General features: G+C 62.7%; 21 protein-coding genes. 9 read left to right on the top strand and 12 right to left on the bottom strand.

From position 1 onward, the window contains the following. Window positions 1-113: 113 nt before the first annotated feature. On the top strand, window positions 114-545 hold the full coding sequence (locus GQA94_RS16875; protein WP_158189096.1) for a MarR family transcriptional regulator: 432 nt from the start codon (window positions 114-116) through the stop codon (window positions 543-545). 36 nt (window positions 546-581) lie between these two features. On the opposite strand, the gene GQA94_RS16870 is transcribed toward GQA94_RS16875, so the two are convergent. Further along, window positions 582-2,762, bottom strand: a complete 2,181-nt coding sequence (locus tag GQA94_RS16870; RefSeq protein ID WP_158189095.1) for a patatin-like phospholipase family protein — start codon at window positions 2,760-2,762, stop codon at window positions 582-584. A 71-nt stretch (window positions 2,763-2,833) separates the two neighbouring features. Between GQA94_RS16870 and GQA94_RS16865 the strand changes: the two genes are divergently transcribed. Both GQA94_RS16865 and GQA94_RS16860 read left to right on the top strand, forming a co-directional pair. Then, window positions 2,834-3,115, top strand: coding sequence for a SelT/SelW/SelH family protein (locus tag GQA94_RS16865; RefSeq protein WP_158189094.1), 282 nt, complete (start codon window positions 2,834-2,836; stop codon window positions 3,113-3,115). 197 nt (window positions 3,116-3,312) lie between these two features. Further along, on the top strand, window positions 3,313-4,902 hold the full coding sequence (locus GQA94_RS16860; protein ID WP_158189093.1) for an aldehyde dehydrogenase (NADP(+)): 1,590 nt from the start codon (window positions 3,313-3,315) through the stop codon (window positions 4,900-4,902). A gap of 77 nt (window positions 4,903-4,979) precedes the next feature. Here the strand turns inward: GQA94_RS16860 and GQA94_RS16855 are convergent, their stop codons facing one another. From GQA94_RS16855 to GQA94_RS16840, 4 genes are all read right to left on the bottom strand, one after another. Next, window positions 4,980-5,876: a DMT family transporter gene (locus tag GQA94_RS16855; RefSeq protein ID WP_158189092.1), complete on the bottom strand. Its 897-nt coding sequence runs from the start codon at window positions 5,874-5,876 to the stop codon at window positions 4,980-4,982. Window positions 5,877-6,021: 145 nt separating this feature from the next. Next, window positions 6,022-6,786, bottom strand: coding sequence for a helix-turn-helix domain-containing protein (locus tag GQA94_RS16850; RefSeq protein WP_158189091.1), 765 nt, complete (start codon window positions 6,784-6,786; stop codon window positions 6,022-6,024). A 67-nt stretch (window positions 6,787-6,853) separates the two neighbouring features. Continuing rightward, window positions 6,854-8,242 (bottom strand): adenylate/guanylate cyclase domain-containing protein, encoded by a 1,389-nt coding sequence (locus tag GQA94_RS16845; RefSeq protein ID WP_158189090.1) that lies wholly within the window; start codon window positions 8,240-8,242, stop codon window positions 6,854-6,856. Window positions 8,243-8,415: 173 nt separating this feature from the next. Next, the gene (locus GQA94_RS16840) at window positions 8,416-8,733 is read right to left on the bottom strand and encodes an Mpo1-like protein (protein WP_158189089.1); all 318 of its coding nucleotides are present in this window, start codon (window positions 8,731-8,733) and stop codon (window positions 8,416-8,418) included. Window positions 8,734-8,933: 200 nt separating this feature from the next. Between GQA94_RS16840 and GQA94_RS16835 the strand changes: the two genes are divergently transcribed. After that, window positions 8,934-9,863: a DUF808 domain-containing protein gene (locus GQA94_RS16835; protein WP_158189088.1), complete on the top strand. Its 930-nt coding sequence runs from the start codon at window positions 8,934-8,936 to the stop codon at window positions 9,861-9,863. Window positions 9,864-9,933: 70 nt separating this feature from the next. Beyond that, a complete protein-coding gene (locus tag GQA94_RS16830) occupies window positions 9,934-10,374 on the top strand; it encodes a nucleoside deaminase (RefSeq protein WP_158189087.1) in 441 nt (146 codons plus the stop codon). Between the two features lie 6 nt (window positions 10,375-10,380). Here the strand turns inward: GQA94_RS16830 and GQA94_RS16825 are convergent, their stop codons facing one another. After that, window positions 10,381-11,832 carry a TrkH family potassium uptake protein gene (locus GQA94_RS16825; RefSeq protein ID WP_158189086.1) on the bottom strand — a complete coding sequence of 484 codons (1,452 nt, stop codon included), beginning with the start codon at window positions 11,830-11,832 and terminating at the stop codon, window positions 10,381-10,383. Window positions 11,833-12,021: 189 nt separating this feature from the next. On the opposite strand from GQA94_RS16825, the gene GQA94_RS16820 reads away from it, so the two are divergent. Next, window positions 12,022-12,405, top strand: coding sequence for a YkgJ family cysteine cluster protein (locus GQA94_RS16820; RefSeq protein ID WP_158189085.1), 384 nt, complete (start codon window positions 12,022-12,024; stop codon window positions 12,403-12,405). 181 nt (window positions 12,406-12,586) lie between these two features. Continuing rightward, window positions 12,587-13,153 (top strand): nitroreductase family protein, encoded by a 567-nt coding sequence (locus GQA94_RS16815; RefSeq protein ID WP_158189084.1) that lies wholly within the window; start codon window positions 12,587-12,589, stop codon window positions 13,151-13,153. Between the two features lie 4 nt (window positions 13,154-13,157). On the opposite strand, the gene GQA94_RS16810 is transcribed toward GQA94_RS16815, so the two are convergent. The 6 genes from GQA94_RS16810 to ispZ all read right to left on the bottom strand — a co-directional run bounded on the left by GQA94_RS16810 (window position 13,158) and on the right by ispZ (window position 17,166). Then, the gene (locus GQA94_RS16810; protein WP_158189083.1) at window positions 13,158-14,507 is read right to left on the bottom strand and encodes a sensor histidine kinase; all 1,350 of its coding nucleotides are present in this window, start codon (window positions 14,505-14,507) and stop codon (window positions 13,158-13,160) included. Between the two features lie 74 nt (window positions 14,508-14,581). Further along, the gene (locus tag GQA94_RS16805; protein ID WP_158190145.1) at window positions 14,582-14,986 is read right to left on the bottom strand and encodes a Spy/CpxP family protein refolding chaperone; all 405 of its coding nucleotides are present in this window, start codon (window positions 14,984-14,986) and stop codon (window positions 14,582-14,584) included. A 134-nt stretch (window positions 14,987-15,120) separates the two neighbouring features. Next, window positions 15,121-15,798: a response regulator transcription factor gene (locus GQA94_RS16800; protein ID WP_158189082.1), complete on the bottom strand. Its 678-nt coding sequence runs from the start codon at window positions 15,796-15,798 to the stop codon at window positions 15,121-15,123. An 18-nt stretch (window positions 15,799-15,816) separates the two neighbouring features. Next, window positions 15,817-16,200: a hypothetical protein gene (locus tag GQA94_RS16795; protein WP_158189081.1), complete on the bottom strand. Its 384-nt coding sequence runs from the start codon at window positions 16,198-16,200 to the stop codon at window positions 15,817-15,819. A 76-nt stretch (window positions 16,201-16,276) separates the two neighbouring features. Next, window positions 16,277-16,576 (bottom strand): YciI family protein, encoded by a 300-nt coding sequence (locus GQA94_RS16790; RefSeq protein WP_158189080.1) that lies wholly within the window; start codon window positions 16,574-16,576, stop codon window positions 16,277-16,279. Window positions 16,577-16,584: 8 nt separating this feature from the next. After that, window positions 16,585-17,166: a septation protein IspZ gene (gene ispZ, locus GQA94_RS16785; protein WP_158189079.1), complete on the bottom strand. Its 582-nt coding sequence runs from the start codon at window positions 17,164-17,166 to the stop codon at window positions 16,585-16,587. Between the two features lie 181 nt (window positions 17,167-17,347). On the opposite strand from ispZ, the gene GQA94_RS16780 reads away from it, so the two are divergent. Then, complete coding sequence (locus GQA94_RS16780) at window positions 17,348-18,214, top strand: PHP domain-containing protein (RefSeq protein ID WP_158189078.1); 867 nt, start codon at window positions 17,348-17,350, stop codon at window positions 18,212-18,214. 13 nt (window positions 18,215-18,227) lie between these two features. Then, window positions 18,228-18,851, top strand: a complete 624-nt coding sequence (locus GQA94_RS16775) for an L-threonylcarbamoyladenylate synthase (protein ID WP_158189077.1) — start codon at window positions 18,228-18,230, stop codon at window positions 18,849-18,851. Window positions 18,852-18,922: the final 71 nt, after the last annotated feature.

The raw sequence follows: 18,922 nt of genomic DNA, 5'->3' as shown, positions 1-18,922 counted from the left end.
TCTAGCGCGGCGATTGCAATCCACGGTTACGTTGTTGGGCCGATGGTAGCCTTGCCAGCAATTTGGAGCTGTGGTTAGCTCGCTAATAATTAGTTTTGCAGGATCGCCGCTCCATGTACCCCGACCAACACCGCTTCGCCATGCAATTGGCGCAACTGTCGCGCGGCTGGCGCGCCGAACTGGATCGGCGGCTGGCAGATCTCGGTTTGTCGCAGGCCCGGTGGCTGGTCTTGCTGCATCTGGCCCGGTTCGACCACGATCCCACGCAACGCGAGCTCGCGCAAAGTGTGGCGGTCGAGGGGCCGACGCTGGCGAGGTTACTCGATGGCCTGGAGACGCAGGGCTTGGTCCACCGGCAGCCAGCGCCGGGGGACCGCCGGGCCAAGCTCATCACCCTTGGCGCTCCGGCGCGCCCGTTGATCCAGAAGATCGAAGCGATCTCGACCCAGGTCCGGGAGGAACTTTTCGATGGTATCGACGAGGAAGACCTGCGCAAGTGCCAGCAAGTGCATGAGCGAATACTGGCCAATCTGGTAAAGCGCTAGTCGCGTCGACCTGGCGGGCGGCGCGGGCTGAACCGGCTAGAAGCTGCGTCCAAGGTTCATGTACAGCGCACGTTCGGACTCGTCGTTCAAGCCATAACTGAAGTTGAGCGGACCCAGTGGCGTTTCGTAGCCAACGAAGATACTGCCGGCATTGATGTAGCCGCTGTCGAACTCGTTGTCATTGTTCCAGGCGCGCCCGCGCTCAAGCGATGCGCCGAGATAGAGCGGGAAATCCAGCGGCAGGAACGAACGCGGGGTCATCCGCCTAAAATAGATCAGGCGTGCCAGGCTGATGTTTTGTCCAGACAAGGCATCCTGGCGGAAACCGGATAACTGCCGCGCACCGCCGAGCAGAAAGCTCGATGTGACGACCTCTGCGTCGTCCAGGGTGCGCCCGTAGCGCCCTCCGAAGACCAGCGTATCCAATCCGAAACTCACGGCCTTGTCCAGGTTGAACTGCCATTGCCGGTAGCGTTGATCGGAGCCAAGGCTGGGCTCGAACTGGCGCAAGGTCAGGCCGATATCCTCGCCTTCGCGAGGAAAGTCGACGTTGTCTACTGTGTCGAACGAGTACTGCAGTTGGTAATAGCCTTCCTCGAACGTGAAATCCGGTAGCTGCTGGTCGCCGACGCGAACGTCCGCCTCACCCCAGGCCTGGCCCACGCCGAAGCGAATCTCGCCGTTGTTGGCGATCTGTCGCCCCAGGTTCAGGCCGTAGCCGTAGCGCTGAAGGCGGTACTCGGCGATCGGGTCGTTGTCCAGGATCGCCTCGACGTTCTGTGTTTCGGCGAACAGATTGGGTGCCACGAACCACCGCGAACCGGCATCCAGGGGTTGGTAGAACTCGCTGAACAACTCCTGGCGATCACCCAGTTGCAGGCGCGTCAGCCATTCCGCACCCAGCTCGTTGATGCCATTCTTGCGATAGCTGGCGCCGATGTTGAACGCGCTGTCGCCACCGAAGTCGTCCGACAGGTTGATGCCCAGGCGCAGGTAGTCGGTGCCGGAGCGCTTTTCGCGGGTCGTGATGATCAACGTATTGCCGGGGCTGCCATGCGCGACGCGATACTCGACCTGTTCGAAGTAGTCCAATCCGTAGAGGGTGCCCATGTCTTTCTGCAGGCCCTGCAGGTCGAGGGGTTCGCCCACTTCCTGACGGATGTGGCGGCGGATAACCGCGTCGCCCACTTTCGAATCGTTCTCGATGCGCACCGCAGTGATCAGCGGCGTCCGGGGTTCGGCTGAGCGGGCGAGACTCAAGGCGAGGTTGCCACCGCTCTCGCTGCGCATGGCGGACAGGCGGCCATCGAGGGCGTTAGCGGCGCGATAGCCGGCTTCGATGAGCGCCTGCGCGCGGCCGAAATCGGTCGAACCGAACCCCGCCAGCATTGGCTGCACCAGCAGGTCTTCCTGGCGCAGCGTCGCCAGTTGGGCTTCGGAATTGCGCCGAGTCATCATGGTAATTGACTGATTGAGCACATCGACCACCGTCAGCAATTGCTCACGTGGCTGTAAAGGCGTGCCGATGTCCACGACGATCAGCCGCTCCACCCCCATGTCGCGCGCGACGTCCATGGGAATGTTGTCGACCATGCCGCCATCGACGAGAAGTCGGCCATCGATCTCAACCGGCGCGAACACCGCAGGAATCGACATGCTGGCGCGAATCGCCTGGGGCAGATGGCCGCTGCGGAAGATCACCTTCTGATCGTTGGCAATATCGGTCGCCACCGCACGAAAGGGAATCGGCAATCTGTCGAAGTCGCGTGTGTCGCTGGTATGGACCAGGAGTCGCTCGAGCAGCAGAGCCAGGTTCTGTCCCTGGATGACGCCCAGGGGCAATCCGAGGCTGCCGTCGTCGCGGAAACTGAGCTTGCGTTTGACGAGAAAATCCCGGTCGTCCTGCTTGCGTCGAAAGGGAACATCCTGCCGCGGTGGGTCGTCCGACAATACTTGCTGCCAATCGAGACTCAGCGCCAGCTTTTCCAGCTCATCGACGCTATAGCCTGCTGCGTAGAGCCCACCGATGACCGCGCCCATGCTGGTGCCGGCAACCGCGTCGATACGCACGCCGTGCTCTTCCAGTGCCTTCAGCACACCGATATGCGCCAACCCCCGTGCGGCCCCGCCAGAAAGCACCAGGCCGGTGGTGGGCTGGGCATTGGCGAATCCTGTCAGTGGGGTCAGGAGGATCAGCAGGAAGACTAAACGGAACATGGCAACACCGGGCGCAAGGACTGCGAAATGGCGGCTATTATAAGCCCCCGTCAGCCTGAGAGTGCTCTGTCATGCCCGATTCCAAGCCGGAGATCGTCATCACCTACTGCACCCAATGCCAGTGGTTGCTGCGCGCGGCCTGGCTGGCGCAGGAACTCCTGTCCACCTTTGGCGACGACCTTGGGAAGGTCTCGTTGGTGCCCGCTACCGGCGGTACATTCCATATCAGCTGCGACGGTGTGCAAATCTGGGAACGCAAGCGGGACGGCGGCTTTCCTGAAGCCAAGACGTTGAAGCAGCGCGTGCGCGATCAGTTCGACCCGCAGCGTGAGCTGGGCCATAACGATCGGTAAGCGAGCCATGCCGCGCTGCGTCGTTCTGGCTGGGCTGTCTGCGGAGCGCAACAGGTGACACAGGCTGGGGAATCTCGCCTACCATCTGAGCAAGCAGACCGTGCGCATGGCATTTGCGCAGGGCGGTCTTCCGTCACCGATCATCACCGCACGCGATGCGCAGTCCCCCTGAACCAAACGGGTAGAGGAGTAATGTCATGTCCGTCATAGTCGGCCACAACTACATAGCCGGCGCTCGCAGTGCCGCAGGCACTTGCAAGCTTCAGAGTCACGACGCCACCAGCGGCCAAGCGCTGCCGTTCGAGTTCGTTCAGGCCACCGAAGACGAAGTGAGTGCGGCGGCCGAGGCCGCCGCTGCTGCCTATCCCCGCTACCGCGCGCTGCCCGCCGATAAACGTGCGCAATTCCTCGAGGCGATCGCCGACGAGCTGGACATGCTGGGCGATGACTTCATCGCTCTGGTTTGCCAGGAAACAGCACTGCCCTCCGGGCGAATCCAGGGCGAGCGTGCTCGAACCAGTGGACAAATGCGGCTGTTCGCCAAGGTGCTGCGTCGCGGCGACTTCTATGCGGCCCGCATCGATCATGCGCTGCCTGAGCGCAAGCCGCTGCCGCGTCCCGACCTGCGCCAGTGCCGCATGGGGCTTGGCCCGGTCGCGGTGTTCGGTGCCAGCAATTTCCCCTTGGCATTCTCTACAGCTGGCGGCGACACCGCCTCGGCATTGGCCGCCGGCTGCCCGGTTGTGTTCAAGGCACACAGCGGTCACATGGCCACTGCCGAACGGGTCGCCGATGCGATTGTTCGCGCCGCCGAGAAAACCGGCATGCCCAAGGGGGTATTCAACATGATCTACGGCGGGGGCGTCGGCGAGTGGCTGGTCAAGCACCCGGCAATCCAGGCGGTCGGCTTCACAGGCTCCCTGCGCGGCGGTCGCGCATTGTGCGATATGGCGGCCGCGCGCCCACAACCCATCCCTGTGTTCGCGGAGATGTCCAGCATCAATCCGGTGCTGGTACTGCCTGAGGCGCTGAAAGCCCGTGGCGATGCCATCGCCAACGAGCTGACCGCTTCGGTGGTGATGGGCTGTGGTCAGTTCTGCACCAATCCGGGCATGGTGATCGGCATGCGCTCGCCTGCGTTTACGTCGTTTCTCGAGCGGCTCGCGGGCTTCATGTCCGAGCAGCCAGCACAGACGATGCTCAATGCGGGCACGCTGGCCAGCTATGCCCAAGGCGTCGGGCATCTCCAGGCGCATACCGGGATCGACCGTCTGGCGGGCGCACCGCAGGACGGCAACCAGGCGCGGCCGCAGTTGTTCAAGGCCGATGCAAAATTGCTCATCGATGGGGACGAGCTGCTGCAAGAGGAAGTCTTCGGGCCAACCACCGTCGTGATCGAGGTCGCCGACAAGGCGGAACTGTTGCGTGCGCTGAACGGCTTGCGCGGCCAGCTCACCGCAACCCTGATCGCGGACCCGGCGGATCTGAACGAGTTTGGCGATCTCGTCGCGGTGCTGGAGCAAAAGGCCGGGCGGTTGTTGCTCAACGGCTATCCGACCGGGGTGGAAGTATGCGACGCGATGGTTCATGGCGGACCGTACCCGGCGACGTCCGATCCGCGAGGGACGTCCGTGGGAACGCTGGCGATCGATCGCTTCCTGCGGCCGGTGTGCTATCAGAACTTCCCTGACGCATTGTTGCCGGACGCCCTCAAGAACGCCAACCCGCTGGGAATCAACCGCCTGGTGGACGGCGAGTTGACCCACAGTGCGCTCCGGGCACCCTGACGCGACGTCTCGAGGCCGTGATCGGCGTGCTCGTTTTCATGGAGCGATACGCGTCGCCCGCTGGCCGGGCGGCGCCCTCAGTTGAGTGAACCTGGTGCTTCGCGAGGGCGTGCAGTCGGCACGGGCGGCGCTTTCAGTCGGCTGGTGATCACCGTGGCGAGGATGATCAGTGCGCCACCCGCCAGCATGCGAACTGTTGGCTGCTCGCTGAACAACCACCAGGCGAAGGCGATGCCATAGACCGGCTCGAGGGCGAAGATTACCGCGGTCGTCCGCGCCTTCAGCACCTTGAGGCTCGCCACGAACAAACTGTGGGCCACGCCCGTGCAGAACACCCCGAGCAGTGCCAGCCATAGCCAGTCCAGCGGCGGGATCTGAGGCAGCGAGGCCCAGGTAAACGGTAGCAGGCAGAGCAGGATGATGCCGTTCTGCCAGAGCGCGGCCTGTACCGGGTCGACGCCACGAGTAACGGCCCGATTGAGCAGTGAAAGCAACGCGAATGTCAGTCCCGAAAGAATGCCGTAGAGCAGGCCGATGGTGGTTTCGTTGGCCAGATCGAAATGCGGTGTGACCAACAGCAGGCCCGCGCATACCAGTCCCACCATGGCGAACTCCACCGGGCGGGTGCGTTCGCGAAACAGCAGACCTTCGAGCAAGACCGTGAAGGCTGGAAAGCTGGCGAAGCCCAGGGTCGCGATACCCACGCCGGCGATCTTCACCGCCATGAAGAAGGTGAGCCAGTGCGTACCCAGCAATACGCCGCCGAGCAGCAGGCCTGCGCGCTGACGCCAGCTCGGCCAGTGCCCGCTGCTGCGCAACATCTGCGCGGCCAGCGACAGGGCGATGACGGCGAACAATGCGCGGCCGAAGGTAATGAGCAGTGGTGCGCTTTCGGCCAGTTTGCCGAATACGCCTGAAAGACCGAACATCAGTGCGCCGAAGTGGATCGCCAGCAAGGCATTGCGGTGGGTCATGGTCGCTCGCCCGCTGCGTGGCACGGATTTCCGTCGGGAGGGTGTGGGAAGCGGGTACTGCTCATGGGACCTCGCAATCTGGCGCTGTAAGAATCGGTATGCGTCGAGAGGGTAAGGCTTGTCGCGTGGCGCGTCTGTCGCGCCCCTATCGGGAATCGTCGAGCGACTCGCGTCGCAGGCCCCTCGGCGTAGTACCGAATTGGCGGCGCAGGGCGGCGGTGAATGCGCTTTGTGAAGCATACCCGACCCGCGCCGCAATCTCGCCGACAGCCAATTGCGTGCAGGTCAGCAACGCGCGCCCTTGCTGCAGGCGGCGCAGTCGGACGAATTCCAGCGGCGTCAGGCCCGTTTCGCTGACGAAGCGTGCATGAAAGCGAGGAACCGACAGCCCGGCCAGCCGCGCAAGATCCTTGACCTCGAGCGGATGGGCCAAATGGCGGTCGACATGGGCATAGAGCGCAGCAAGTGGCAGCTGACCGCGGCGTGTGACAGGCTCGCAACCGCTGGCGAGGCTGGCCAGCAGGAGGACGGCGCCTTGTTCGCTGATGACCGGATCATTGATCGCACTGGCCGCCAACCAGCTGACCAACTGATTTTGCGCGGGGGTAAGGCGCAACGCCGCTGGCTCTTCCAATAGCCTTCGCCCGGACTCGCCGTGGTGTCCGAGCCGTTGCTGAAGCCAACGTCCGTCTGGAATATCGAGCACCAGGCATTGGCTTCCCCGAGCGCTGCCGCAGGCGTGGCGGACATCGCTTGGCACCACCGCCAGCAATTGCTGTTGAATCCGGCTGCCGCGACCGTCGATCTCGAAGTCCAGTTGGCCATTCAGGCCGAACACCAACTGGGTATGCGAATGGCTGTGGACGATCTGTTCATGACCATAGTGGCGCAGGGAAAGGATCGGCGGCATCGGTAACCTCGGCTACATCCTGATGGTCGGCACGGCGTTGCGGTGCTGCGCCGTGGCCTGGCGATGGCTACATGATGACCTTGTCGCGCAGCTTGTCGGCGGCCTGGTTGAGCGCCTGGATCACACGTTCCTTGTCGAAGTTCTGTACGCCGTTGGTGTCAAGGTACATCGAAAAGCCCGGCAACTCATGCTCGACGAAGCTGTTGGCCGCGCCCAGGTCGCGACGGAAATCCACGACCTGATAGATCTGTACGGGACGCGAGAAGCCCTTGACGCTGATCTGGCCGTTGTCGCGGCACATGATGACGTCCTTGACCAAGGAATAGGTCTCGTGGGAGATCAGGATTTCCCCGGCTTCGGCAGAGCTTTCCAATCGACTGGCCAGGTTCACTTCGCGACCGATGATGGTGTAGTCCATGCGGGTATCGGCGCCGAAATTGCCCACCGTGCAGTAACCGGTGTTGATCCCCATGCGGATTTCCATCGGCTTCGTAATGCCCTGCGCGCGCCATTGCTGGCGCAGCACTTTCATATGCTTGCGCATCGCGATGGCCATCGAAACCGCGGCCACCGCATCCTTTTTGGCGCCTTGGCTGGCGGGGTCGCCGAAAAACACCATCACACAGTCACCAACGAACTTGTCGATGGTGCCGCCGTACTTGAGGGTGATTTTCGACATCTCGTTCAGGTAGTTGTTGAGCAGATCGGTCAGGGCCTCGGCTTCAAGCTCTTCGGCGAGTTCGGTGAAGCCCTTGATGTCCGAAAAGAACACCGTGAGCTTCTTGCGCTGGGTTTCCAATCGTACGCTGCGTTTGCCGGAGAAAATCGATTCCCAGACCTGCGGCGAGAGGTACTTGGCCAGATTGCGGGCCAGTCGCGCAGCCTTCGCCTGCTGGGCTTCGACTTCCTGGCGCGCCTGGGCCAGTCGTATTCCCTGTTGGTGCACGTAGTAGGCGGTGATGCAGACATACAGCGTGGTGAACAGAATGCTGACCGTAGACACCAACGCCGGCGTCGCGCCGTCGAAGCGCAGTGGCACCAGCAGGCTGGTCAGTCCGATACCGATAGCCACCATCAGCAGCGTCATCAGCAAATGGCGCAGGCTGCCAATGACCAGCGCGCTGAACCCCAGCGTGAGCAGGAACATCAGGCTGGGCACCAGCGGGCCGCCGAGCAGCACGATTCCGGCACCGGCATTGAGGGCGTCGAGGCAGAGCAGGGTCTGGGAGGTCTGTTCCGGATATTGGCGCTTGAAGCGATAGCTCAGGTGATAGGCGAAATGCGGGTAAAGGAGCGTGTAAGGCACCATCCACAACAGATCGAGTGCGAATTGCTGGGTATAGACGCCGGCGGCGAGCGTGGCAGCGGAGGTCAGGTAAGCAAGAACCCGGGCGTAATACTCGCGCATTGGGCGAGTCGCGAGGCCGTTACGCCGTTCGCGGGTCACGGTTGGCATGATGGTTAACTATCCCTGGAAGGTCCGGCGGTCTAGGATGCGCCAGTGTAAGCGACGGCGCATCGAGCGACGCTGACCGCGATCATAACCAAGTCGCTGCGGTTGCGCCAAATCACCAATCAGCGCTGTGACGGGCAGCGGATATCGACCGCGAATGACCTCGGTCGCACCGTTCAGAAGCGGATTTTGCCGGTCAGCATGTCCTTGAGCATGACCCAGTCGCCGAGAAAGCTGTACAGCGGATACTGGAACGTCGCCGGTCGGTTTTTCTCGAAAATGAAGTGCCCGACCCAGGCGAACCCGTACCCGGCCAGTGGCATCGCGAGCAGCCATAGCCACTGCTGGCTGATCAGCGCATAGCCCAGTATGGCCAGTACCAGAAGGCTGCCTGCGTAATGCAGCCGGCGACAGGTGCGGTTGCTGTGCTCGGCGAGGTAGAACGGATAGAAGTCGGCAAAGCGGGTAAAGCGTTCGGCGGTTTGCGTGCTCATGTTGCACCTCCTGTTATTGTGTCGTCGCAGTCTAGATTCGCCGAGGCCATCTGGCCATGGGTTTGCGCAAGAACCCGGCGGTGCTGCGTTTACGCAAGCCGGAACTTGTGCGGCGGCGCGAGGGCCTTAATGTTCGACTGTTCAAAAGCGGCGGTCTAGCTTCGTCGCTTCCGTGATTCATCAGCAAAGGATGCCCAGCTTTGGCCAGTAGCCTGCTTGCCCTGATCGACGATATTGCGACGGTTCTGGATGATGTGTCCGTCATGACCAAGGTCGCCGCAAAAAAAACCGCGGGTGTACTGGGCGATGACCTCGCACTCAATGCCCAGCAGGTTACTGGCGTCAAAGCCGACCGGGAGCTGCCCGTCGTATGGGCCGTAGCCAAGGGATCGATGCGAAACAAGCTGATCCTGGTGCCGGCGGCGCTGTTGATCAGTGCGTTCATTCCCTGGGCGATCACGCCTTTATTGATGCTGGGCGGTGCGTTTTTGTGTTTCGAGGGGTTCGAGAAGCTTGCGCACCGCTTTTTCCATCGTGACGATGACCACCATGCGCAGCAGTTGAAAGCGCTGGCGGATCCGAGCGTCGACATGGTTGCCTTCGAGCGCGGCAAGATCAGCGGCGCGGTGCGTACCGACTTCATCCTCTCGGCGGAAATCATCGCCATTACACTGGGCACCGTAGCCGCCGCGAGCTTCACCGAGCAGGTCGCGGTGCTCGCCGGCATCGCCGTCATCATGACGGTCGGGGTGTATGGACTGGTGGCCGGTATCGTGAAACTGGACGATGCCGGTCTGGCCCTCAGCAAAAGCGCCAGTGGCGCCGTGCAGGCGATCGGGCGGGGCATACTGACAGTAGCGCCCTGGTTGATGAAATCGTTGTCGGTGATCGGTACGGCGGCCATGTTCATGGTCGGCGGTGGCATCCTCACCCACGGCATCCAGGCGATTCACCACTTCATCGAGGACAGCGCCCAGAACACCGTGGCGTTGCCCTATGTCGGCTCGGTGTTGGCAGGATTGCTGCCGACGGTGCTCGATGCGGCCTTCGGCATCCTCGTCGGGGGGCTGGTTTTCGCGGCGGTCACGCTGGGTGGACGATTGTTCAAGGGCAAGGCCGACGCAGCCTGATCGCGGCGTATTGCAGCGTCTGGTGCGGCGCGCCAGGCACACCATGTCATGACATCAGAGGGCACAGCAGATGGATGCATTCATGCAGGCGGCAGTCGACGAAGCGAGGAAAGGACTGGCTGAGGGTGGCATTCCGATCGGCTCGGTGATTGTTCATCGGGGGCAGATCATCGGCCGGGGACATAATCGGCGGGTCCAGCAGGGCAGCGCTGTGTTGCATGGCGAGATGGACGCTTTCGAGAATGCCGGGCGGCAGCCGGCCAGCGTGTATGCCGAATCGGTCCTCTATACAACGCTGTCGCCCTGCCCGATGTGCAGCGGGGCCATCCTGCTCTATGGCATCCCCAAAGTCGTCATCGGCGAGAATCAGACCTTCATGGGCGAGGAGCTGCTGTTGCGTGGCCGCGGCGTCGAGGTAGAGGTCCTGCAGGACGCTGGCTGTGTCCAGATGATGCGCGATTTCATTGCCAACAGCCCCGAGCTGTGGAATGAAGACATCGGCGAGACGTAAGGCGGGTCAATGTCGCCAGAACGACGGTGTCAGCATCACCAGCACGGTAATGATTTCCAGGCGGCCGAGCAGCATGCCGAACGACAGCAGCCACTTGGCGGCGTCCGGTAGGGTCGAAAAGTTGCCCGCCGGACCAATGACGGGGCCCAATCCGGGCCCAACGTTGCAGACCGCGGTGGCTGCTGCGGTGAGCGCCGTCAGCATATCCAGGCCCAGCAGGGCGAGTGCGAGCGCCAGCGCGCCAATGGTAATGGTGAAGAAGAACGAGAAGGTCAGGATCGACCGGACGATTTCCTCGTCGAGGGTGTGCCGGTTGTATTGCTGCTTGATCACGGCGCGAGGGTGTACGAGCTGCGCCAGGTTGGCGCGCAACAGGGAATAGGCCACCTGGAACCTGAATATCTTCAGACCACCGGATGTCGATCCGGAGCACCCTCCGATGAAGGTCAGATAGAAGAACGCCAGCACCGCGAATTCGCCCCAGAGTGTGTAATCGCCCAACGCATAGCCGGTGGTCGTCACCACCGAGACCACGTTCAGCGACACGATGCGAAGCGCGTCGAGAAACACGTAGTCCGAGTGGAACGTCAGCCAGGTCGCGAATGCCAGGCATATGATCACCAGCATGCCGACGAACCCTTGCACCTGCTGATCGTGAAGCAGCGCGTAGCGGTTACCGCGGATGGTCGAAACCATCAGGATGAACGGCAGACCGCCCAGTAGCATGAAGAACACGGCGGTCCAGTGAGCCGCCGGGGTGAATTTCGCCATGGAGCTGTCGGAGGTGGAATAGCCGCCAGTGGCGATGGTCGTCATCGCATGGTTGATCGCCTCGAACGGTGTCATGCCACTGAGCCAATAGGCGATACCGCAAAGCAGCGTCAGCGCGAGATAGACGATCAGGATCCACTTGGCCATGACATGCGAGCGAGGCATGGCCTTCTGCGACCAGTCGGACGATTCGGTCTGGAACAGCCTCATGCCACCGATTCGCAGCAGCGGCAAAATGGCGACCGCCATGCCGATGAAGCCGATGCCGCCGAGCCATTGCAACATGGATCGCCACATCAACAGGCCGGGCGAAGCGGAGTCCAGCCCGGACAGTACGGTAGAGCCGGTGGTGGTGATGCCTGACATCGTCTCGAAGAACGCATCGGTATAGCTGATGTGGTGAATCAGCATCATTGGCAGCGCGGCGAAGCAGCAGACCACCAGCCAGCTGGCCGTGGTAAGGAAATACATGTCGCGTGGACGCATCTGCGCCAGTTCCGGACGCCCCGGCGCAACCAGCGCGATGCCGCAACTGAAGGTAATCAGGCTGGCCCACAGGAAGGCCTGGAGATCGTCCGTCCGATCGAACGCAAACAGTGTGATCATCGGGATGACCATGCTGATCGCAAGCGTGATCAGGAAAATGCCGAGGATGAAACCGATGATACGCAGGGTCGGCAAGGCCATTTGTGTTCGCTGCTCGGCTCGAAAAGGGGCTCGCCATTCTACTCGGGTCACGGCGGCAGTAAACCGGCTATCGATTCGCTGAAAAATCTTTTCGGATGTGCCCCGCGGGGCTCTTCCCAAGTTCGTTGCGATGAATAGAATAGCGGCCCGGGCGCCGGCCCTTTCCCGGTTTCTGGATGTTCACCTTCCATGTCCATCGACAATCCCTGCCTCACGTGCGGCGCCTGCTGCGCGTATTTTCGTGTGTCTTTCTTCTGGGGTGAATGCGCCTCGTCCGGCGGTACCGTTCCTGACAGCGCGACCGTGCAGGTCAGCCCGTTTCACGTCGCGATGCTGGGTACCGAATCCAAGCCGGCGCGTTGCGTCGGGCTGATGGGCGACGTGGGATGTGGCGTGCGTTGCACGATGTACGAGCAGCGCTCGAGCACCTGCCGGGAGTTCGAGGCGTCCTGGGCCGATGGTCAGCACAACGCCCATTGCGACGCGGCACGCGCGGCACACGGTCTGCCTCCGCTGACGCCTCCGCTGACGCCTCCGCTGGAACCGCAGCTGTCCCCCGATCGAGTTGCCTGACGCTGGCGGTGGCGGTGATCGACTCACACCTCGGTCTGGCGAGCGGCTCGCTCGCGGCGACCGCTCCGATGCGCCTTCCGGGCGCTCGTGCAGTGTGGCCGACTCGCCTTGGCGGGCTATGGCATGGTCGCGGTGAAACGCCAACAGCCTCTAGAATGTCCGATTCGTTTTGGAGGTGATAATGGATGCTCTCGACTTGTTGCAGAACCGCGTTTCCGTGACCCGACTGGCTGAGCCGGCTCCGACAGCCGTTCAGCTGGACGTGCTGTTTCGCGCGGCGCTGCGCGCACCGGATCACGGCCAGCTCCGGCCCTGGCGCTTCCTGACCGTTGAGGACACCGCGCGTGAACGTCTGGGTGAGCTGTTCGTCGAGGCGCTTCGCTTGCGCCAGCCGGAGGCCGGCGAGGATGCGTTACGCAAGGCGCGCAAGATGCCGCTGCGGGCGCCGCTGGTGGTGGTAGCCATCGCGCGGGTTCTGCCTCATCCGAAAATACCTGAATCCGAACAAGTGCTCGCGGTCGCCTGCGCGGTGCACGGGCTGTTGCTGGCGGCGCATGCGCAGGGCTTGGGGGCAGTCTGGCGCACCGGTGAATTCGCCTACGATCGGCATGTCGCCCAACAACTGGGCCTGGCGGAGAACGAGCAGGTCCTCGGCTTCATTTATCTCGGCACGCCGGAAGGCAGTCTGCGTACGCCGCCTGAACTGGACCCGCGCTACTTCGTCAGTCGCTGGGATCGCAACGCGTAACGGCTCAATGCGGGCGCGGCAAGCTCGCTCCAGATGGCGTGGGCGGAAGCTTCAGGCTGGCAACGAATCCACCGTCCGGGTGGTTGCCCAGCAGCAGCTCACCGCCATGCCGTTCGGCGGCGCGGCGAGCGATCGCCAGCCCCAATCCGTGACCGGCGGTGGTCTGTCCGGGCGCTCGGAAGAACGGCTCGCTCAGTTGCGCCAGATGGGCTTCGTCCACACCGGGACCATGATCGCGGATGGTCAGCAGCACCCCGTCGCCGTCCACGGCGGCGCGCAGTTCGATCGGCGCTCCCTCGGGATTGAAGCGCAGTGCATTGCGCAACAGGTTGTCCAGCGCCCGTTCGAGCATGTCCGGCCAGCCTTGAAGTGCGATGCTGGCGTCAATGCGGGTTTCGATGCGCTGGGCAGGCGCCACGATGCGTGCATTCTCTTGCAACTGGTCGAATATCGACGGCAGATTCACGGTGGTCGCCGCGCCAGGCTCCGCGTCCAGCCGCGCCAACTCGAGTATTTCGCTGATCAGCGCTTCCAGGCGATCGCACTCCTTGGCCAGGCGCGGCCAGATGACTTCACGTTCGGCCGGGGTTGCGCGTTCGGCGAGCGCCAGGGCAATCCGCAGGCGCGCAAGCGGCGAGCGCAGCTCGTGCGAAACGTCGCGCAACAGCTGTCGCTGGCTGCCGATCAGGCTCTGCAGACGCGCGCCCATGCGGTTGAAATCCTTGGCCAGCACGCCTAGCTCGTCACGTCTCGTGGCCAGGCGGGCGAGGGAGTTCTGCTGATAGGTGGTCTGTCCGAGGTCATGCACGGCGCCGCGAAGACGATCGAGAGGGCGGGTGATGGACAGGGTGAGCAACAGGCTGAAACCGGTCAGTACCACCAGCGTGATGGCTATGGCGCTCAACGGCCAGAACAGGCTGCCACGATGCCAGGCCTGGAGTTCGGAGTTGGGAATGCGGTAAATGAACAGGTAGGTTTCGCCGCTGAGCGGGCTGGTGTAATCGGTGGTCAAGCGTCGCCAGGGCAGGCGCCCCGCGCGGTTTTCCTGGCGCGCCTCGAACGCGGCGGCACGGGCTGGGAAGGTTCCGCGGATGACCGGCTGACCGTTCTCGGCCAATACCTGCACGTCGACATGGAAGTGGTGCCGGTGCCGTTCGAGCATGAATTGCGCGGGCAGCGGGCCCTGGCGTTCGTAGACGCGTGTCCAGACTTCCGCCAGGTCCTTGACCCCGGGGTGCCGGTTGACGATCCAGGAGTCCTGGTTCAATGCGTGGCCGAGCAGCATGGCGAGGCCGGCGACCAGCGCGATTGCCAGCCAGAAGGTTGCAAGGATTCGCCAGAACAGGGATCGCAACGGTCATCTCTCCACAGCAAAGCCCGGCGGGCACCGCGTGAGGTGCTCGCCGGGCGGGTTGGTATCAGCCGGGGTCAGTTTTTCTGCTCGCGCTCGGCTTTCCACTGCGCGAACTCGGCACGTTCTGCACGTTTGGCTTGCATCTTCTCGTGCATCTCGTCGAACCGCTTCTGCTGCTCGGGCTTGAGCAGGTTGCGCATCTGCTTGTGGGTGGTTTCCTTGCTGGATTTGAGTTCGTCCTGCATGGCCTTGCGCTCGGACTCAGGCAGCTTGTCGAGATAGCGTTGGGTGATCTCGCGATGATTTTTCATCTGTTCGCCCATCAGCTTGCGCATGTCCTGTTTCTGTTCCTTGGTCAGGTCAAGCTGTTCGAACGGGGTGTGCTTGCCGCCGTGATGGCGATGGCCTTCTCCGGGCATCGCCATGGCAATGGCGGGGAGGGTCGAAGCGAAAAGCATGGCAATAAGTGTCTTGCGCATCATGAGGTCTCTCCTGTGTGTGAAACCGATCACCGGGAAGCGCCTGTGCGGTTCTGGTTTCGATCGGATGAGCCCAGTCTAGGGCGCGCAAGGTCAAGGGCGGTCAGCGCAGGGTAAAGGCTCGGTAAAGCCGATCAGGACGCGTAGAGATAGCCTCGGCTACGTAGCGCGACGATCCGCTGGCGGCCGTCGGGGTGCGGGCCGAGCTTGCGACGCAGGTTGCTGACATGCATGTCCAGGCTACGGTCGTACAAGGTCAGCTTGCGTCCGAGCGCCAGTTGCGCCAGTGCCTGCTTGTCCAGAGGCTCGCCAGGTTGGCTGAGCAACGCTTCGAGGATGCGGCCCTCGGACAGCGTCAGGGTCACTTCATGGTCGCCGACATTGGCGACGCCCCGCGCCGGGCTATAGCAAAGGTCCCCCAGCTCCAGTTGGCTCGGCGCGCTCGCTGGCTGGCTGCGTCGCAGCACGGCGCGTAGCCGAGCGGTGAGTTCGCGGGGATCGCAGGGTTTGGCCAGGTAATCGTCTGCGCCCAGCTCGAGGCCGAGAATGCGATCCAGCGGCTCGCCGCGGCCCGAGAGCATCAACACCGGCAGGTCGGGGTATTCGCTGCGCAGTTGCTTGAGCAACTCCAGGCCACTGCCGTCGGGCAGCATCACATCGAGTACGACCGCTGCCGGTTGGTCTTCGGCCAGTGCTGCCCGCGCGCTCTGCCCGTCGTGGCAGGCGCGAGCGGCAAACCCCTCCTGAGCCAGCCAGCTCACCAGCAGCTCGCAGAGTTCGATGTCATCGTCTATCAGTAACAATTCGCTCATGCTTCGCTCGTATCCGCTTCAGTTCAGCCACTGCCGACGGCGACGCCCCCGCGTGGTCAGTACGCCAAGCAGGAAACCCAGCACACCGACGCCGCCGCCCACGGCGAACCATTGCTGCGGGTCGTTGAGCAACTGCGGCCGGGCCTCTGGCAGGCTCTGCTGCAGCTGCGTGCGCAGGCGATGATTCTCCTGGCGCAGCCGTGCCAGCTGTGCGCGTTCGGCAGCGGTAATGGATATGCCCGAATTGTCGGCCACTTGTTCACGCTGCCGTTCGTTTTCGGACAGGCGCTGTTGCAGTTCAGCCTGTCGTTCGGCGGGCAGCGCGGCTGCGTCTTCATCGGCATGCGCCAGAGGCATGGCGATATTCAGGACGAGCAGCAGGGATAGCGAACCTTGGCGCATCGGAACTCCTTTTTCCTCAACGGGCCGCGGAAAAATCCACGGCCTGGCGACGACCTGGCGGCTTGCGCGGGTCGATTCAGGGAAATACTTGCTTGAAGGGTTTGACCACGACATTGCCGTAGACCCCAGCAGCCTTGTACGGATCAGCCGCGGCCCAGGCTTCGGCGGCTTGCAGCGAGTCGAACTCGGCGACAACCAGGCTTCCGGTGAAACCGGCAGCGCCGGGATCGTTGCTGTCGACTGCGGGGTGCGGGCCGGCCAGCACCATGCGGCCTTCGTTCTTCAACTGCTCGAGACGTGCCAGGTGAGCCGGGCGTGCGGCCAGACGATTGTCCAGCGAATCGGGGACGTCGGTAGCGATGATGGCGTAGAGCATGTTTACTCCTATGATTGTTCGGGTTCAGGTTGCACGTGGCGGATCAGGTAGAGGGCCTGGCCAGCCATGAAGAGTAGCGTCAGGCCCAGGCTGCCAAACACTTTGAAGTCGACCCAGATGGACGGATAGGCAAAGGCCACGAAGAGGTTGGCGAAACCGCAGACGACGAAGAACAGGATCCAGGCGACGTTCAGGTGGGTCCATTGCGCGTGTTGCAGCTGTACGGCGTGGCCCATCATGCGCTGGATGAGCGGTTTTCCGCCAATGAAATGGCTGCCGATGAACGCCAGTGCGAACAGCCAGTTCACAACGGGTGCCTTCCATTTGAGGATGGCCTCGCTGTGCATGGCCAGGGTCAGTCCGCCAAACAGGATGCAGGCCGCCAGCGTCAGCCATTGGCTCTTGTGCAGCCGGCGCTGATGGATCAACAGCCCGGCGCATACGACGATGGAGCTGGCGATGAGCACGGCGGTCGCACTGAAAATGCCGCCGAAGGTGATGCTTATATCCGCCAGTTCGATGCTTCTGGGCTCGAGCTTGTAGACCGCAAAGAACAGCAGCAGGGGTATGAAGTCGACGATTTGTTTCACGAACAGAGCCAGAAGCGGGATGTGGCCGGCATAATAGCAAACCGCGCTTTTGGCGAAACGCTGTCGTCCGGCGATTTACCGGACGCCGCGCAAGCTTTGGCGACGTTTCCACGACGGCACGAGCGCCCGCGGCGACGGTCTGTACCAGTATGCCGCCAAGCCTTTGGAGAATAGGTCCTGAATGATTGTTGATCTGCATTGCCACAGCACCGCGTCGGACGGCGTGCTTGCGCCTGCAGCGCTGGTGCAGCGGGCACATGCGCGCGGTATCGAGCTGCTTTCGCTGACCGATCACGACACCCTCGAGGGGCTCGATGCCGCGCGCGCTACGGCGGATTCGCTGGGCGTCCGGCTGATCAACGGCATCGAGCTTTCGTGTGTCTGGAACGGAGCGACCGTACATGTGCTCGGCTATGCGTTTCGCCGGGACGCAGAGGCGCTGAATAAGGCCATCGAAGCCTTGCATGAGGGGCGCTGGCGTCGGGCCGAACTGATCGCGCAGCGGCTGGACGCGAAGGGGATGCCCGGTTCGCTGGAAGGCGCACGGGCGGTGCAGCAGGAGCTGGGCGACAGCGGCAATGCCCCGGCGCGTCCTCACTTTGCTGAATACCTGGTGCGTGCCGGTCATGTCCGGGACCGCGCTGAAGCGTTCCGCAAGTGGCTCGGCTCGGGCAAGCTCGGCGATGTGAAGCAGCATTGGCCGAGCCTCGAGCAAACGGTGACGACCCTGCGCGAGGCCGGCGCCTGGATCAGCCTGGCGCATCCCTGGCAATACGAATTCACCCGTAGCAAGCGGCGGCGCCTGGTCATCGAGTTTGCCCACGCTGGCGGTCACGCACTCGAGGTGGTCAATGGCATGCAGCCGCTGGAGCAGGTAGGTGGCCTGTCGATCCTGGCCCGTGAGTTCGGCCTGATGGCCAGTGTCGGCAGCGATTTCCATGCGCCGGGCGACTGGTCTGAGTTGGGCATGTATCGGACCTTGCCGGACGATCTGCAGCCATTGTGGAGGCATTTCGAAGATGAACCATGCGAGTCTGTTGCCCGCTGAGCAGGGAGTTTTCATGAGTCAGTTTTTTCAGATACACCCGGAAAATCCGCAGGCCAGGCTGATCAAGCAGGCCGTTGAAATCATTCGCAGCGGCGGCGTGGTGGTGTACCCCACCGACTCGTCCTACGCCATCGGCTGCTCGATGGGCAACAAGGCGGGCATCGAGCGTATCCGCCGTCTGCGCCAGCTCGATGACAAGCACAACTTCACGCTGGTCTGCCGTGATCTGTCCCAGCTCGGCCTGTTCGCAAAAGTGGATACGGCGGCGTTTCGCCTGCTCAAGACGCACCTGCCAGGACCTTACACGATTATTCTGAGCGCCACCCGGGAAGTGCCGCGGATGCTGTTGCATCCCAAGCGGCGCACCATCGGCTTGCGGGTCCCGGCGCAGCCGATCGCCCAAGCTCTGCTGGCCGAGTTGGGCGAACCCTTGATGAGCGTCAGCCTGATCCTGCCCGGCGACACCGAACCGATGAGCGATCCCTACGAAATGCGCGATGCACTGGAGCATCAGGTAGACCTGATCATTGACGGCGGTTACGGTGGCGTCGAAGCTTCGACGGTCATCAGTCTGGTGGACGGCGATCCGGAGGTGGTGCGGGTGGGTTGCGGTGATCCCGCGCCCTTTACCGCCTGATCCGATTCGCCTTTTCGAACTCTACGAAGGAAACCCTTTTGAGCTCCATGGATTCGCAGCGACGTGTGGTC

The sequence above is a fragment of the Stutzerimonas stutzeri genome, assembly GCF_009789555.1.
Lineage (GTDB): Bacteria > Pseudomonadota > Gammaproteobacteria > Pseudomonadales > Pseudomonadaceae > Stutzerimonas > Stutzerimonas stutzeri_R.
The sequence above is the reverse complement of the archived record's forward strand: the minus strand, read 5'-3'. Positions and strand labels throughout refer to the sequence as shown.

What these genes read in the sequence shown, in the direction of transcription:
- GQA94_RS16875 (WP_158189096.1), top strand. Translation starts at nt 114, where the DNA reads ATGTACCCCGACCAACACCGCTTCGCCATGCAATTGGCGCAACTGTCG.
- GQA94_RS16780 (WP_158189078.1), top strand. Translation starts at nt 17,348, where the DNA reads ATGATTGTTGATCTGCATTGCCACAGCACCGCGTCGGACGGCGTGCTT.
- GQA94_RS16775 (WP_158189077.1), top strand. Translation starts at nt 18,228, where the DNA reads ATGAGTCAGTTTTTTCAGATACACCCGGAAAATCCGCAGGCCAGGCTG.
- GQA94_RS16820 (WP_158189085.1), top strand. Translation starts at nt 12,022, where the DNA reads ATGTCCATCGACAATCCCTGCCTCACGTGCGGCGCCTGCTGCGCGTAT.
- GQA94_RS16800 (WP_158189082.1), bottom strand. Translation starts at nt 15,798, where the DNA reads ATGAGCGAATTGTTACTGATAGACGATGACATCGAACTCTGCGAGCTG.
- GQA94_RS16795 (WP_158189081.1), bottom strand. Translation starts at nt 16,200, where the DNA reads ATGCGCCAAGGTTCGCTATCCCTGCTGCTCGTCCTGAATATCGCCATG.
- GQA94_RS16815 (WP_158189084.1), top strand. Translation starts at nt 12,587, where the DNA reads ATGGATGCTCTCGACTTGTTGCAGAACCGCGTTTCCGTGACCCGACTG.
- GQA94_RS16840 (WP_158189089.1), bottom strand. Translation starts at nt 8,733, where the DNA reads ATGAGCACGCAAACCGCCGAACGCTTTACCCGCTTTGCCGACTTCTAT.
- GQA94_RS16805 (WP_158190145.1), bottom strand. Translation starts at nt 14,986, where the DNA reads ATGCGCAAGACACTTATTGCCATGCTTTTCGCTTCGACCCTCCCCGCC.
- GQA94_RS16865 (WP_158189094.1), top strand. Translation starts at nt 2,834, where the DNA reads ATGCCCGATTCCAAGCCGGAGATCGTCATCACCTACTGCACCCAATGC.
- GQA94_RS16855 (WP_158189092.1), bottom strand. Translation starts at nt 5,876, where the DNA reads ATGACCCACCGCAATGCCTTGCTGGCGATCCACTTCGGCGCACTGATG.
- GQA94_RS16870 (WP_158189095.1), bottom strand. Translation starts at nt 2,762, where the DNA reads ATGTTCCGTTTAGTCTTCCTGCTGATCCTCCTGACCCCACTGACAGGA.
- GQA94_RS16850 (WP_158189091.1), bottom strand. Translation starts at nt 6,786, where the DNA reads ATGCCGCCGATCCTTTCCCTGCGCCACTATGGTCATGAACAGATCGTC.
- GQA94_RS16860 (WP_158189093.1), top strand. Translation starts at nt 3,313, where the DNA reads ATGTCCGTCATAGTCGGCCACAACTACATAGCCGGCGCTCGCAGTGCC.
- GQA94_RS16825 (WP_158189086.1), bottom strand. Translation starts at nt 11,832, where the DNA reads ATGGCCTTGCCGACCCTGCGTATCATCGGTTTCATCCTCGGCATTTTC.
- GQA94_RS16830 (WP_158189087.1), top strand. Translation starts at nt 9,934, where the DNA reads ATGGATGCATTCATGCAGGCGGCAGTCGACGAAGCGAGGAAAGGACTG.
- GQA94_RS16845 (WP_158189090.1), bottom strand. Translation starts at nt 8,242, where the DNA reads ATGCCAACCGTGACCCGCGAACGGCGTAACGGCCTCGCGACTCGCCCA.
- GQA94_RS16790 (WP_158189080.1), bottom strand. Translation starts at nt 16,576, where the DNA reads ATGCTCTACGCCATCATCGCTACCGACGTCCCCGATTCGCTGGACAAT.